Source organism: Noviherbaspirillum sp. L7-7A, assembly GCF_019052805.1.
GTDB lineage: Bacteria > Pseudomonadota > Gammaproteobacteria > Burkholderiales > Burkholderiaceae_D > Noviherbaspirillum_A.
In genome coordinates, this window is record NZ_JAHQRJ010000001.1 from 1,364,078 (window position 1) to 1,377,925 (window position 13,848).

Genomic DNA, 13,848 nt, shown 5'->3' on the forward strand with positions numbered 1-13,848 from the left:
TGTCCCCTGTCTGTGTCGTTGTGTGGTTGTGCGGTTGTATTGTCATCGGAAGGCATCAGTCCTTCAGGCGCATCGCGGGCGTGATCTGGCGCGGGTCGGTGCGCAGCTCCAGCAGCGCCGGCCTGCCGCTGGCGCGAGCCCGTTCGAAGGCGGCTTCGAACTGGTCGGCCGATTCGACAAGCTCGCCAAAGGCGCCGAAGGAATGCGCCATCGCGACGAAGTCGGGGTTGTGGATGCCGGTGGCGCTGATGCGGCCCGGAAAGCGCTTTTCCTGGTGCATCCGTATCGTGCCGTACATGCCATTGTTGACCACGATGACGATGCAGGGCGCGCCGTATTGCACTGCAGTTGCCAGCTCCTGCGGGTACATCAGGAAGCAGCCGTCGCCGGCGAAGCAGACCACGTCGCGTTCCGGATGGCGCAGCTTGGCAGCGATCGCCGCCGGAAAGCCATAGCCCATCGCGCCGCAGGTGGGCGCCAGCTGGGTGCGGTTCCGGCGGTAACGGTAGAAGCGGTGCAGCCAGACGCTGTAGTTGCCGGCGCCATTGGTCAGGATGGCTTCGTCGGGCAGCGACTGGTCCAGCATGTTGACCACCCGTCCCATGTCGACGCCCTGGTAGGCCGGATCGACCGCCGGCACTTCGGTGAAGGCCAGATAGTCGCTGCGGGCCGCGCTGGTCCATGCATTCCATGCCAGATGCGCCGTCGGGCGCAGCCGGCGCAGCATCGCGGCGGCATTCCTCACGCCGGCATTGATCGCCAGCGCCGGCTGATAGACCCGGCCCAGTTCGTTGGCGTCGGCATGGATATGCACCAGCCGCTGCGCCGGATGCGGCACGCTCAGGTGGGTGTAGCCGTCGGTGGTGATGTCGCCCAGCCGGGTGCCGACCGCCAGCACCAGGTCGGCCTGGCGCACCCGCTCGGCCAGGCGCGGATTGATGCCCAGGCTCATGTGGCCGGTGTACTGGTCGTTGCGGTTGTCCATGATGTCCTGGCGGCGGAATGCGCAGGCCACCGGCAGGTTCCAGGCGGCGGCGAACGCGGCCAGGTCGGCAGCGGCCTGGGCGCTCCAGTTCGATCCGCCAACGATGACCAGCGGCCGCTTTGCCTTGGCAAGTTCGGCCGACAGCGCCGTTTCCTGCTCGGCCGAGGCGGCGCTTGCTACCGGCACATAGGCCGGCGCATCGGTCACAGCGGCGCTGCCGTCCAGCACGTCTTCGGGCAGTGCCAGCACCACCGGGCCGGGACGGCCGGAGGTGGCGCACTGGAATGCGCGTGCCACGAATTCCGGTATGCGGCGGATGTCGTCGATCTCGGCCACCCACTTCGCCAGCGGGCCGAACATCTGCACGTAGTCGACTTCCTGGAAGGCTTCGCGGCCACGGTGCTCGCGCGCCACCTGGCCGATGAACAGGATCATCGGCGTCGAGTCCTGGAAGGCGATATGCACGCCGCAACTGGCATGGGTGGCGCCGGGGCCGCGTGTGACGAAGCAGATCCCGGGCCGGCCGGTCAGCTTGCCGTCGGCTTCGGCCATGTTCGAGGCCGCGCCCTCGTGCTTGCTGACGATGGTGTCGATCTCCGGCGTGTCATGCAGCGCATTGAGCACGTCGAGGTAGCTCTCGCCCGGCACGCAGTAGAGGCGGTCCACGCCGTGGATGCGCAGGGCATCCACCAGGATGCGGCCGCCGCTGCGCTGCGTCGCTTCGGTATTGTTGCCGGAGGACTTGGAAGAATCGCTAGTGTTCATGAGCCATCGCCTTCAGGATAAGTTGCTGTTGCCGCGCTCGATGCGCGTGGATGTTCCGTTCTCGGTGCCGAATTGTCATGGATGCCGGTCGCGCATGCATGGGATTTTCCGCATTTCTGCCATGCATCAATCCACGAGGCGGCAATCAGTCCGCCAGCGACGCATCGGGCCAGCCGCCGCCGGCGACGATCTGCGCCATTTCCTGCCGCAGCGCCTGGGTGATATCCCACAGGTGCGGCAGCGGGGGCCGGTTGCGGGCGCTGGCAATGACGACATCACGCACCGCCTCCGGCTCCACCAGCCGCGCAGTGCGCAGCCGGCCCTGCGCAGCCTCTTCGGCTACCGCCGCCAGCGGCAGCAGGGTGCAGCCGCATCCCTGCTCCACCAGGTGCCGGGTGACATTGGTCGAGGTATCGCACTCCATCGCGATATCGAGCCGGATGCCCGCCTTCTGCGCCAGCGACTCGGCCAGCAGCCGCAGGCCATGGTGGGTGCTGGGGAGGATCAGCGGCACTTCGGCCAGGTGCCGCACCGGAAAGTCGGCGCCGATATGGGTGTACGACGACGGCGCCACCAGGTGCAGCGGTTCGCGCAGCAGCCTGTCGACCTTCAGGGCGCCGGCATGGGATGGCAGGTACAGCAGGGCGAGGTCGATGTCCCCATCGGCCAGCCAGTTCAGCATGTGGCTGCCCAGGCCTTCCACGAAGCGCAGCCGTGTGCGCGAAAAGCGCTGCCTGACTACCCGGCCGATGGCGCCGAAACTCATCCGGGCGATGGTGGGCTGGGCCGCGATCACGATCCGCGACGGACCTGCGCCGGAAAACGCCTGCACCGCGTCGCGCGCCTCATCGATGCTGGCGGCGATGCGCCGGGCATGCGCCAGCAGCGCTTCCCCGGCTTCGGTCAGCGCCACGCCACGCCCGTTGCGGTGCAGCAGCCGCGCACCGCTGGCACTTTCCAGCCGCGCCATCTGGCGGCTGACGGTGGATTGGTCGCTGCCCAGCGCCACGGCGGCCCGTGAAAGGCTGCCGCAGGCGGCCACTTCGAGGAAACACAGGAGATCGTCGGAATTCATTGCATTGGACGGCAAACCGGGGTGGCGGATTTGGATGAGTTGGAAAAAATCTGATGCGAATTTATCATGTAGCCTCTCACAGAACGAAATGACAGACAACGCACACGCTGGCCAGTATTCGCCAATCACTGGGCAGCTGCTGGCCAACAGCGCCGATTTCCGCTGGATCAACTCGCATCTGGCGCGCTTCTGACATAATCCCCCGCTTGTCGAGATACAAAGGAATAGCAAATGAACAAGCCCAACCCTGGCGGCGCGCCTTCCCGCCCGTCTTTTTTCAGCCGCGTGTCGCTCGCATTCGGCGCCTTTTTCAAGATTGTGGGCAATCCCGACTATGCAGGCCGGATCGACAAGCTGCCGGCACAGGACGCCGCGCCGCAGCCGGTCGCGCCCGCCGTCCCGGCTGAACCGAAACCGGCGCTGCGCATGCTGAAGGAAGCCTCGCCCGATGCGGCCCTGCAATTGCTGGGCATGCTGCAGCGCGATGCCCGCCTGATCGATTTCGCCACAGAAGACCTGTCTGCCTATTCCGATGCCGACATCGGCGCCGCCGCCCGCGTGGTGCATGAGGGCTGCCGCAAGGTGCTGCGCGAGCATTTCATGATCGAGCCTGTGCTGCGCGAGACCGAAGGCAGCCAGATCACCGTCAGCCCCGGCTTCGACGCCTCGGCGATCCGCTTGACCGGCAACGTGGTGGGCAGCGCGCCGTTCAATGGCGTGGTCGGCCATCGCGGCTGGCGCGCCACCGACGTGCACCTGCCCAAAGTGGCCGACGGCCATAACGTGCATGTGCTGGCGCCGGCGGAGGTGGAGCTGTGAACGACACCGCGAACGCGCCGCGCTACTGCATCGGCATCGACCTCGGCACCACCCACAGCGCGCTGGCCTATGTCGACAGCGCCGCCTCCGATGGTGAAAAAACCAGCCACGGCGTGCTGGCGCTGCCCCAGTTGACCGGCCCCGGCTCGGTCGAGGCCATGCCGCTGCTGCCCTCGTTTCTCTACCTGCCGCATGGCGATGAACTGCCAGCCGGGGCGCTGGCGCTGCCCTGGGCCGACAGCCAGGCCTACGCGGTCGGCGAATTCGCCCGCAGCCGCGGGGCGACCACGCCGATCCGGCTGGTGTCGTCGGCCAAGAGCTGGCTGTCGCATCCGGGCGTGGACCGGCGCGCCGGCATCCTGCCGGTGGATGCGCCGCCCGACCTGGCGAGGGTGTCCCCGGTGGAGGCGTCGATCCGCTATCTCGACCACCTGAAGCAGGCCTGGAACCATGCGCATCCGGATGCGCCGTTCGATGCGCAGGACGTCACGGTGACGATACCGGCCTCGTTCGACCCGGCCGCGCGCGAACTTACCGCCGAAGCGGCGCGCGCCGCCGGCTACGAACACCTGACCCTGCTGGAAGAGCCTCAGGCCGCGCTCTACAGCTGGATCCAGGGCAGCGGCGGCAACTGGCGCAAGGAAGTGCGTACCGGCGACGTCATCCTGGTGGTGGACGTCGGCGGCGGCACCAGCGACTTTTCGCTGATCGCGGTGCTGGAACGCGACGGCAACCTGGAACTGCACCGGGTTGCGGTGGGCGACCACATCCTGCTCGGCGGCGACAACATGGACCTGACGCTGGCCTATGGCGTGGCCCGCAAGCTGGCCGCCGGCGGCACCCAGCTCGACCCGTGGCAGATGCGCTCGCTCACCCACGCCTGCCGCGCCGCCAAGGAAAGCCTGCTGTCCGATCCTTCGCTGGCTTCGCTGCCGGTGGTGGTGCCCAGCCGCGGCTCCAAGCTGATCGGCGGCTCGATCCGCACCGAACTCACGCGCGAGGAAGTCGCGGCCACCATCCTCGAAGGCTTCTTCCCGCAGGTGGAGGCATCGGCCCGGCCGGCCTCGCGCACCCGCGCCGGCCTGACCCAGATCGGCCTGCCCTTTGCGCAGGACGCGGCCATCACCCGCCACCTGGCCGCCTTCCTCGGCCGCCAGCAGGGCGCGACCGCGGAACTGGCCGGTTTCGTCGAGCAGCATCCGGGCGCCACCTTCCTGCATCCCACGGCAGTGCTGTTCAACGGCGGCATCTTCAAGTCCGACCTGCTGGCGCAGCGCACCCTGGATACCGTCAACCGCTGGCTGGCCGCGGAAAACGCGCCGCCGGCGCGGCTGCTGGCAGGCGCCGACCTCGATCTCGCCGTGGCGCGCGGCGCGGCCTATTACGGCCATGTGCGACGCGGGCGCGGCATGCGCATCCGCGGCGGCACGGCAGCGGCCTACTATGTCGCGGTGGAATCGGCGATGCCGGCCATACCCGGCATGGAGCCGCCGATCCAGGCGCTGTGCGTGGCCCCGTTCGGCATGGAGGAAGGCAGCGAGGCAGCCGTACTGGACCAAGAATTCGGCCTGGTGGTTGGCGAGCCGGTGCATTTCCGTTTCTTCGGCTCCACCGTGCGCAGGCAGGACCAGATTGGCACCCTGCTCGACTACTGGCAGCCGGACGAACTGCAGGAACTCGACGAGATCCAGGCCACGCTGCCGGCCGACGGCCGCCAGCCCGGCCAGGTGGTGGAAGTGCGGTTGCAGGCGCGGGTCAGCGAGACCGGCACGCTGGAACTGGCCGCGGTGCCGCGCGACGGCAGCGCTCGCTGGAATGTCGAATTCGATGTGCGCGGCACTCGCCCGGACTAGCGCCTGTCATGAATCCCGAGTATGGCAAAACAGGCGCCTGAACATGGGGCCGGGAAGCGGGCCAAGGCCGGCGGTGAGCCGCGCCAACGTTCCCCGGCGCCCGCCTACATCGTCGGCATCGACCTCGGCACCACCAACACCGTTGTCGCCTACGCCGCTCCCGGCGAGGACGCGGTGCGCCTCTTCGCCATCGAGCAACTGGTGGCGCCGGGCGAGGTGAGGGCCGAGCCGCTGCTGCCTTCGCTGCGCTACCACCCCGCCGCCGGCGAATTTACGCCGGGCGCACTGCGCCTGCCCTGGAGCCAGGTCGACGAGCCAGCGGTGATCGGCCAGCTTGCGCGCCGGCTTGGCGCCCAGGTGCCGGGCCGGCTGGTGTCGTCGGCCAAGAGCTGGCTGTCGCATGCGGCGGTGGATCGCAGCGCACCCATCCTGCCGTGGGGCGCGCCGGACGACGTGGCCCGGGTTTCACCCCTGGAGGCCAGCGCCAGCTATCTGGCGCATGTAAGAAGCGCCTGGAATGCGCATTTCCCGCAGCATCCGCTGGAACGGCAGGATGTCGTGCTGACCATCCCGGCCTCCTTCGATGAAGGCGCGCGGGCGCTGACGGTGCAGGCGGCGCGCCTGGCCGGACTGCCGCGTCTCCAGCTGGTGGAGGAACCGCAGGCGGCGCTGCACGACTGGCTGCACCGGCACCGCGGCCGGCTGGCGCTGGAACTGGCGCAGAGCCGCCTGATCCTGGTAGCCGACGTCGGCGGCGGCACCACCGATTTCAGCCTTATCCGGGTTGCGATGAGCGACGGCCAGCCGGTGCTGGACCGCATCGGCGTCGGCCAGCACCTGATGCTGGGCGGCGACAACATGGACCTGGTGCTGGCCCACCTGGCCGAATCGCGGCTGCATCCGGCCCAGCCGGGCAGCCCGCCGCAGAAGCTGTCGGCAAGCCGCATGTCGCAGCTGATGGAGCGCTGCCGTGCGGCCAAGGAACAGCTGCTGGCGGCCGACGCGCCGGAGCAGGCGCCGGTAACGCTGCTGGGCGGCGGCAGCCGGCTGGTCGGCTCGGCGCGCTCGGTGGCACTGGGCCGCGAGGAAGTGCGGCAACTGCTGGTGGATGGCTTTTTCCCGCGGGTGGCGGTGGGAGAAGCCAGCCGGGCGCGGCGCGGCGGCCTGGTTGAATTCGGCCTGCCCTATGCCAGCGATGCCGCCATCACCCGCCACCTTGCCGCTTTCCTGCAGCAGCACGCGGCCGATGCGCGTCAGCCCCTGGGCCTGGACCCGGAGGACAGGGACAGTCCGCCAATGCCCGATACGCTGCTGCTGAACGGCGGCGTGTTCCGCGCCGACGCGCTGTCTGAACGGCTGATCGACGTGCTGCAGGGCTGGCGCGGCGCACCTCTTACCCTGCTGCACAATGACAACCCCGATGTGGCGGTGGCGCGCGGCGCGGTTGCCCACGGGCTGGCGCGGCGTGGGCAAGCGCAAAAGATAGGCGGCGGCGCCGCCCGCAGCTATTTCCTGGCGCTGGAAGGCGGCGACCGGGAGGGCGAGCCGGGCGTCTGCATCCTGCCGCGCGGCAGCCAGCCTGGCGCCGAACTGCTGCTGGAGGAACGGGTTTTCGGGTTGCGCCTGGGCCAGCCGGTGCGTTTTCACCTTGCCGCGTCCACCGGTCCGGCCGTCGCCGGCGAGCTGGTCGACCTGTCGGCAACGGACGCGCAGCGGCTGCCGCCGCTGGCGGCGGTGCTGCCGGCGGACCCGGGCCGCGGCAGGCAGGAAATGGAAGTGCGGCTGGCCAGCATGCTGACCGAACTGGGCACGCTGCAGGTTTCCTGCGTGGCGGCGCAAGACCCGGCACGGCGCTGGGACCTGGAGTTCCAGTTGCGTGGTGTCGAAGCCGGCCCGGAGACCGGTGAAGCCAGGCTGCCGCCCGGCTTCACCGACGCGGTGCAGAGGATAGAGCGGGTTTTCGTCCAGCGCGGCCAGAACCTGTCGCCAAAGGATATCCGGCAGTTGCGCCTGCAGCTGGAGAAGCTTCTCGGCAGCCGCGAGCGCTGGGACCTGCCACTGCTGCGCAAGCTCTACGACGCGCTGTGGAAAGGCGCGCGCGGCAGGCGCCGCTCGGCCGACCATGAACGGCTGTGGCTCAACCTTGCCGGTTACTGCCTGCGTCCCGGCATCGGCTATCCGCTGGATGAGTGGCGCATCGAGCAGCTCTGGGCGATTTTCCCGGAGGGTGCCCAGCACCGCGCAGACGGCCAGGTATGCGCGGAGTGGTGGACGCTATGGCGGCGGGTGGCGGCCGGGCTGCCGGCCGAGGCGCAGCTGCGGCTGCTGGAGGATTTTGCGTTCAACGTGCAGGCCGATGAGCGGGAGCGCAAGCGCCGTCCGCCAACGCTGACCCCAGGCGGGCTGGACGACATGCTGCGGCTGGTGGCCTCCCTGGAACGCATACCCGGCGCCTACAAGGTCGAGATCGGCGACTGGCTGCTGGAACAGTTGCAGGCGCAACCCGACCAGCGCCTGATGCTGTGGGCCCTGGGCCGGGTTGGCGCCCGGGTTCCGGTGCACGGCAGCGCGCATGAAGTCGCGCCGGTGGAAGCGGCGTCAGCCTGGCTGGAATGGCTGCTGACGCTGGACTGGCGCCGCATCGAGCCGGCCGCATTCGCCGCGGCCCATATCGCACGGCTCACGGGCGACCGCAGCCGCGACCTGCCGGATGCCCTGCGCCAGCGGGTGGCCGAGCGGCTGCGCATGGCGCAGGCGGCGCCTGCCTGGAGCGCGATGGTGCTGGAAGTGGTGGAACTGGAAGAAGCGGACGAGCGCCGGATGCTGGGTGACACCCTGCCGCCGGGCCTGAAGCTGCTGCAGTGATCTAGCCGAGCCCGGAGCCCTTTACCCTTTCAACACCGCCCAAGCCAGGCAGACCCAGGCCGCCAGCCACGCCAGCCCACCCAGCGGCGTGATGGCGCCCAGCCAGCGTATGCCCGTCAAGCTGAGCAGATACAGGCTGCCGGAAAACAGCAAGGTGCCAACGATAAACAGATAGCCGGCGCCATTGGCCAGGCTGCCCGGCCAGCGGCTGATGGCCCAGGCCGTGGCGATCAGCGCGAATGCGTGGTACATCTGGTAGCGCACGCCGACTTCAAATACGGCCATCATGTCGGCGTCGAGCCGCTGCTTCAGGCCATGCGCGCCAAATGCGCCGGCAGCCACGCCGATGAAGGCTGACCCGGCGCCACAGACAAAGAAGAATTTTTCCATCCGGGCATTATAAGAGCGCACGGCGCAGGAGGCGCAATGCGATGGCCTGTTGCGATACCGTCCGGACAGGCGCGCCCTTCCGCTGGTCGGGTCGCCGCTGAACAAATCGGCCGCGGCGGACTCTGACCTGCATGGCGCATTGCAGCGCCGCATGACGAGGAGGAAGCGGATGACCCCAGACACAGGCAATGAGGCCTGGTACACCCTGTCGGGTGATGTAAATGATTCCATGGTGCGGCGCGTCTTCGATGCGCTGGCACAGATGGCGCAGGATGGCGTGACCACTGCGCATCTCCTGGTGCATTCCCACGGCGGCTATATCAGCGACGGTATCTGCCTCTACAACGTGCTGTCGGCTTCGCCGGTGCGCTTCATCATGTACAACGCCGGCGTGGTGGCGTCGATCGCCGTGACGCTGTTCCTGGCTGGCGAACGCCGTTATGCATCGGAAACGGCCCGCTTCATGATTCACAAGTCACATGCATCGCCACATTCCGGCATCGCCGCCGACGAGCTCGCCGTGGTGGTGGAAGGCTTGCGCGCCGACGACAGCCGCACTGAATCGGTGATGCGCCGGTTTCTGAAGCTCACCCCGGCGCAGCTTCAGGTCCACGCCCATACCGACCTGCATCTGACCGCGCGTGATGCGCTGGCCGCGGGGCTAGTGGAGGAAATCCGCGACTTCAATCCGCGCCCTGGCGCCAAGCTCTGCAATATCTGACTCCTCGTCGCCTGCCTACCTGGCAGAGATCGAACGGGCAAAAGGAAGGCGGCGGATGCGCGTGCATCCGCCGCCTTCCTTATCGCCACTTTTCCTTACTTCTGGTTCTTGTGGCTTTGACGGCCAGCCTCTGCATGCTGCTCGCTGGTGCCGCCGCGGGTCGAGCCGCCACCTTCGTTGCCGGCCGCGGCGCTGCCCTGGTTGCCGCTGTTCTTGCGGCTGTTCTTGTGGCTCATGCTGCCTGCGCGGCGTGCTTCTTCCGACGTGAATTCATGCGCATTGCCGCTGCGATGCGCAGCGCGTCCGCCTTCGCTGGCGATGGCCCGCTGCTGGTTCGGGTCCATGGATGCAAAGCCACGCATGCTGGTGCGGTCGCCCTTCTTGCCGCCCTGATTGCCCTGATTGGAGTCCTGCTTGTTGGAAGCCATGATGTTCCTTTCTAGAAGAGTCAACGAAAGTCAGATGCACTGCCCGCTTCACTGGCTCGATCGACAGTGATGGCATCGGCACGGACTCATCCTAATGAACGGTCGTGTATCGCTGTATAGGACGAAGGATGACTCTTTTGTCAGAAATGCATACCCAAGCGCAGGTCAGGCGCAAAAAGTTGACCCGGCAAATTCCACAGCGACCGGAAACCTCTCGCCGCGTCGCACCGCGAAAATGCGCAAAGCTTGTTCGAACAGCCCTCCCACGCCGGTTGATTGAACTCTGCCCCTCGCCAACTTCTAATCCGCATGCGCAGCAATCATCGACTTGCGCCCCCTTTCCATTCAGGAGCAGATCATGAAGACCAGAATCATCGCCATGCTGTTGACTTCTCTCTTGGCCGCCGGAACGGCTCATGCCCAGCAGGCCGGCAACCACGGCAACCATTCATCCAGCCAGGCCAGCGAGGCGCCTGGCAAGGGCCTGGTGGATGGCGCAGCCACCACCGAAAAGCGCGGCCCGAAAGGAACCAGCCGGCATGACAGTACGCCCTCGGTAAGCCGCCAGCACAGCGCGTCCGGCACCCCCGGCGCCACCAATGGCAGCGACCGCATGTCAGGTGCATCCGGCACCTCGAGCTCCGGCGCCACCGGCGTCGGCCAGGGAGCGGCGGGCATGGAAAGCGGCAACAGCCGGCAACTGGGCACCGGCAACAAATCCTCGGGCACGGCCGGTTCGGCTGGGGGTAGCGGCGCTTCCAGCGCGGCAGGCTCCGGCGGCATGGGCGGTGGCGCCACTGGCGGCACCATGCGTTGATCTGGTTTCACTGGGTGATTGATACGTTCCGGCGCAGTGGATGTGCTGGCCGGAACAGATGCCCTGTCGGCAAACTGAAGAACGTCATGCCACGGCCAACGAGGCACATTGAGTGCAATGCCTTTGCTCCCTGTTGCCTTCGGCGCTCCCTCGTTGCTGGTGGCGCTTCTGCGGGGTTGATTATTTGCGAAATCCTCTTCGATAGTTGCATTTTTCGTTTTGACGAAGCCGGTACCCACGACCTGCTATGTCAACCATCGCACATACACGGTCATTTGCATGCGCCAGAATTCGTGCCTCGACCAGGACGGTGAATAATGAACGTGCATGCGGGAACAATGGCAGTAATCGTGCACGGCGGGGCCGGTGCGCCCAGCCTTTATGCGGATGGCTGCGTGCGCGCTGCCCACGCCGCCATTGCGGCAATGCGTGATGGCGATGCATTGGATGGCGCGATCGCCGCCGTGGTAACAATGGAAGATGATGGCCGTTTTAACGCCGGCAGCGGCTCTGTGCTCGGGTTGGATGGCGTGACAGTGGAAATGGACGCCGCAGTCATGGATACCCGAGGCAGGCTGGGCGCTGTGGCCTGCCTGCAGGCTATCAGGAACCCGGTGCGGGTGGCTCGCGCAGTGGCAGATACACCGCACTGGCTGCTGGCCGGCGACGGCGCGCGCCGGTTCGCAGCGCAGGTCAGCCTGCAGCAGCCGCATGTCATCAGCGACCATGCCCGCAGGCGTCATCAGCAGCACAGGGAGCGCATGGCCAAAAGCAGCCCTGCCCTGCCCGGCGTCGACAATGAGGCCTTCAGCAAATACTGGAATTACCCGATGCCCCAGGGAGGCGACACGGTAGGCGCGGTCACCCGCGATGCCCAGGGCCACTTCGCCGTTGCCGGCTCCACCGGCGGCACCACACCCGCACTCCTCGGACGGGTCGGCGACACGCCCATCATCGGCAGCGGGTTCTACGCCGGGCCGCACGGCGCGGTGGCGGCTACCGGCATCGGCGAGCAGATCGTGCGGCACCTGTTGGCCCATACCGTCTACAGCTGGATTGCCGAAGGCATGCCGCTGAAAAAGGCGCTGAGCCGGGCGATCGACTATTTTCCCGAAGAAGTCGACATCGGCCTCATCGCCGTAAGCCGCACCGAAGCCGGCAGCAAGAGCAACCGCGACATGCCCACTGATTATCTCGAACATGAGTAATGCCCACGCCGCTGCCTGCGCCAGCCCCAGGCACCGATGAAGCTGCTTGAACTGCGCTTCCTGCGCGGCCCTAACCGTTACGCCCGCCAGCCATGCCTGATGGCTGTGATCGAGCTCGACCATGGCCTTCCTGCCTCGCCTCTTCCGGCGGCGGCGACGTTGCTGCTGTCTGCCCTGGCCGGGCAAGCGCTGCCGCGGGACGCCACCCCGGCGCATCTGGCTGGCGCCCTTGCCCAATGCCTGCAACGCGCGGCGGGATGCACCACGGGTTTCCGGTCCGTGCAACAGGAGCATGGCTTGCCACACCGCTGCCGGCTGGCCCTGGGTTATCAGAGGGAAGAACTCGCCGAGAGCGCGCTGGAATACGCGATGCAACTTGCAGACCACGTCATGCAAGGCCAGGCGGCGGATGCCGGTCCCGCACTGTCCAGCCTGCGGCTGCTGGCGAAGCAGCATGTTGCCGGCCCTGGCGCGGCGGCCATCAACAGGGCGGCACTGGCGCGGCGGATTCCTTCCCAGCCGCTGTCGGCGCCGGAACCGCTTTGTCAGCTTGGCTGGGGCAGCCGGCAGCATCGCCTCCATGCGGCCGATGTTGCCGAACTCGATCGCATGCCCGCGCAAGCGGCCAGGCAGACAGCCAGCGCACTGCTCGACACTTTGTTTCCATCCGGCAGCGACGGCCGCATCCCCGTCATTGCGGTGGCCGGCACCAATGGCAAGACCACCACCACGCGCATGATCGGGCACGCCCTCCGGCTGGCCGGGCTGCGCACCGGCATTGCCACAACCGAAGGCATCCATGTCGATGGCCAGCGGATCGACGAAGGCGATTGCACCGGTTACTGGTCGGCGCGCATGGTGCTGGAAGCAGCGCAAGCCGATGCCGCCGTGCTGGAAACGGCACGCGGCGGCCTGCTCAAGCGGGGCCTGGGCTTCGATCGCTGCGATGTGGCTGTGATGCTCAATGTCAGCGCCGACCATCTCGGCATGGACGGCGTCCATACCGTTGCCGAGCTGGCGGAAGTGAAGTCGGTGGTGGCGCGTTCGGCTCGCAGGGCGGCGGTGTTGAACGCGGAAGATGGGCACTGCGTGGCAATGCGCACGCGCCTGGGGCGTGGCGTCGAGGCGATTTACTTTTCGATGGATCACGCAGCCCCGGTGCTGCTGCGCCATCTGGCGGAAGGCGGCCGCGCCGTGTACCTGAAAGAGGGACGCATGATGCTGGCCAGCCAGGGGCAGTTTGACCCGCTGCTCGATGTGAAGTCCATGCCTGCCGCGCTGGGCGGCCATGCGATGCATAACGTCGCCAATGCGTTGGCAGCCACGGCGGCGCTGATCGGCGCCGGGCATGCGCCGGAACTGGCGGTGGCGGCACTGTCGAGCTTCGTCTCGGACGCCGCCGGCAATCCGCTGCGGGCCAACCTGTTCGAGGCAGGCGGCATTGCCATCCTGGTGGACTATGCCCACAACAGCGCGGCCTGCGCCAGTCTGGTCAAGATGGCGCGTTCGCTTTGCAGCGGCAGGCTGCGCGCCGTGGTCACGGTGCCGGGGGACCGCCGCGATTGCGATCTGGCCGACATAGGACGTGTCTGCGGCGCCGGCTTCGATGAACTGCTGGTTTATGAAGCCGAACCGCGCGGACGCCCGCCGGGCGATACCGCGAGCCGCTTGCTGGCCGGGGCGCGGGAATCCGGTGCCGGCTGGATGGAGGCTGAACCGGATGTCAGGGAGGCACTGGCCCGCATGCTGGCCCGCTGCCAGCCCGGCGACATGCTGGTGTTCACCTGCGGCGGTTCATTGGATGACCTCATTGCTGTGCTGCGACCGCTCTTTCCGGTGGCAGCGCAAGCGATAGCAAGGCAGGTGAAGTAGGACGCGTTCGCCAGGGCGCGTCCGTTTGCCAGCAAGGGTAGCGCAAGGGA

At 67.5% G+C, this 13,848-nt stretch carries 11 protein-coding genes; 7 read left to right on the forward strand and 4 right to left on the reverse strand.

Annotated features, from left to right (window positions below; all coding sequences use genetic code 11):
* Window positions 1-55 precede the first annotated feature (55 nt).
* Together KTQ42_RS06125 and KTQ42_RS06130 are read right to left on the reverse strand one after the other, a co-directional pair.
* Window positions 56-1,750: a thiamine pyrophosphate-binding protein gene (locus tag KTQ42_RS06125; protein ID WP_217344709.1), complete on the reverse strand. Its 1,695-nt coding sequence runs from the start codon at window positions 1,748-1,750 to the stop codon at window positions 56-58.
* Between the two features lie 145 nt (window positions 1,751-1,895).
* Window positions 1,896-2,825 carry a LysR family transcriptional regulator gene (locus tag KTQ42_RS06130; protein ID WP_217344710.1) on the reverse strand — a complete coding sequence of 310 codons (930 nt, stop codon included), beginning with the start codon at window positions 2,823-2,825 and terminating at the stop codon, window positions 1,896-1,898.
* A gap of 231 nt (window positions 2,826-3,056) precedes the next feature.
* Between KTQ42_RS06130 and KTQ42_RS06135 the strand changes: the two genes are divergently transcribed.
* From KTQ42_RS06135 to KTQ42_RS06145, 3 genes are read left to right on the forward strand one after another with little or no spacing between them, the layout of a single operon-like run.
* Window positions 3,057-3,644, forward strand: a complete 588-nt coding sequence (locus KTQ42_RS06135; RefSeq protein ID WP_217344711.1) for a DUF2760 domain-containing protein — start codon at window positions 3,057-3,059, stop codon at window positions 3,642-3,644.
* Window positions 3,641-5,497 carry an Hsp70 family protein gene (locus KTQ42_RS06140; RefSeq protein WP_217344712.1) on the forward strand — a complete coding sequence of 619 codons (1,857 nt, stop codon included), beginning with the start codon at window positions 3,641-3,643 and terminating at the stop codon, window positions 5,495-5,497. Before KTQ42_RS06135 ends, KTQ42_RS06140 begins: the two co-directional genes overlap by 4 nt.
* Before the next feature lie 21 nt (window positions 5,498-5,518).
* A complete protein-coding gene (locus KTQ42_RS06145) occupies window positions 5,519-8,362 on the forward strand; it encodes an Hsp70 family protein (RefSeq protein WP_217344713.1) in 2,844 nt (947 codons plus the stop codon).
* A 21-nt stretch (window positions 8,363-8,383) separates the two neighbouring features.
* Here KTQ42_RS06145 and KTQ42_RS06150 read toward each other — a convergent pair whose 3' ends face one another.
* Window positions 8,384-8,752: a DUF423 domain-containing protein gene (locus KTQ42_RS06150; protein ID WP_217344714.1), complete on the reverse strand. Its 369-nt coding sequence runs from the start codon at window positions 8,750-8,752 to the stop codon at window positions 8,384-8,386.
* A 169-nt stretch (window positions 8,753-8,921) separates the two neighbouring features.
* Here KTQ42_RS06150 and KTQ42_RS06155 point away from each other — a divergent pair, with 169 nt between their 5' ends.
* A complete protein-coding gene (locus KTQ42_RS06155) occupies window positions 8,922-9,473 on the forward strand; it encodes an ATP-dependent Clp protease proteolytic subunit (protein WP_217344715.1) in 552 nt (183 codons plus the stop codon).
* 95 nt (window positions 9,474-9,568) lie between these two features.
* Here KTQ42_RS06155 and KTQ42_RS06160 read toward each other — a convergent pair whose 3' ends face one another.
* Window positions 9,569-9,901, reverse strand: a complete 333-nt coding sequence (locus tag KTQ42_RS06160; protein WP_217344716.1) for a KGG domain-containing protein — start codon at window positions 9,899-9,901, stop codon at window positions 9,569-9,571.
* 358 nt (window positions 9,902-10,259) lie between these two features.
* Here KTQ42_RS06160 and KTQ42_RS06165 point away from each other — a divergent pair, with 358 nt between their 5' ends.
* The 3 genes from KTQ42_RS06165 (at window position 10,260) to KTQ42_RS06175 (ending at window position 13,798) form a co-directional block, all read left to right on the forward strand.
* Entirely contained in the window at window positions 10,260-10,718 is a 459-nt protein-coding gene (locus tag KTQ42_RS06165; protein WP_217344717.1) for a hypothetical protein, read from the forward strand.
* A gap of 338 nt (window positions 10,719-11,056) precedes the next feature.
* Window positions 11,057-11,926: an isoaspartyl peptidase/L-asparaginase gene (locus KTQ42_RS06170; RefSeq protein ID WP_249222660.1), complete on the forward strand. Its 870-nt coding sequence runs from the start codon at window positions 11,057-11,059 to the stop codon at window positions 11,924-11,926.
* Window positions 11,927-11,962: 36 nt separating this feature from the next.
* Window positions 11,963-13,798: a Mur ligase family protein gene (locus KTQ42_RS06175; RefSeq protein ID WP_217344719.1), complete on the forward strand. Its 1,836-nt coding sequence runs from the start codon at window positions 11,963-11,965 to the stop codon at window positions 13,796-13,798.
* The last annotated feature ends 50 nt before the right edge of the window (window positions 13,799-13,848 follow it).

What these genes read in the sequence shown, in the direction of transcription:
- KTQ42_RS06125 (WP_217344709.1), bottom strand. Translation starts at nt 1,750, where the DNA reads ATGAACACTAGCGATTCTTCCAAGTCCTCCGGCAACAATACCGAAGCG.
- KTQ42_RS06130 (WP_217344710.1), bottom strand. Translation starts at nt 2,825, where the DNA reads ATGAATTCCGACGATCTCCTGTGTTTCCTCGAAGTGGCCGCCTGCGGC.
- KTQ42_RS06135 (WP_217344711.1), top strand. Translation starts at nt 3,057, where the DNA reads ATGAACAAGCCCAACCCTGGCGGCGCGCCTTCCCGCCCGTCTTTTTTC.
- KTQ42_RS06145 (WP_217344713.1), top strand. Translation starts at nt 5,519, where the DNA reads ATGGCAAAACAGGCGCCTGAACATGGGGCCGGGAAGCGGGCCAAGGCC.
- KTQ42_RS06150 (WP_217344714.1), bottom strand. Translation starts at nt 8,752, where the DNA reads ATGGAAAAATTCTTCTTTGTCTGTGGCGCCGGGTCAGCCTTCATCGGC.
- KTQ42_RS06155 (WP_217344715.1), top strand. Translation starts at nt 8,922, where the DNA reads ATGACCCCAGACACAGGCAATGAGGCCTGGTACACCCTGTCGGGTGAT.
- KTQ42_RS06160 (WP_217344716.1), bottom strand. Translation starts at nt 9,901, where the DNA reads ATGGCTTCCAACAAGCAGGACTCCAATCAGGGCAATCAGGGCGGCAAG.
- KTQ42_RS06165 (WP_217344717.1), top strand. Translation starts at nt 10,260, where the DNA reads ATGAAGACCAGAATCATCGCCATGCTGTTGACTTCTCTCTTGGCCGCC.
- KTQ42_RS06170 (WP_249222660.1), top strand. Translation starts at nt 11,057, where the DNA reads ATGGCAGTAATCGTGCACGGCGGGGCCGGTGCGCCCAGCCTTTATGCG.
- KTQ42_RS06175 (WP_217344719.1), top strand. Translation starts at nt 11,963, where the DNA reads ATGAAGCTGCTTGAACTGCGCTTCCTGCGCGGCCCTAACCGTTACGCC.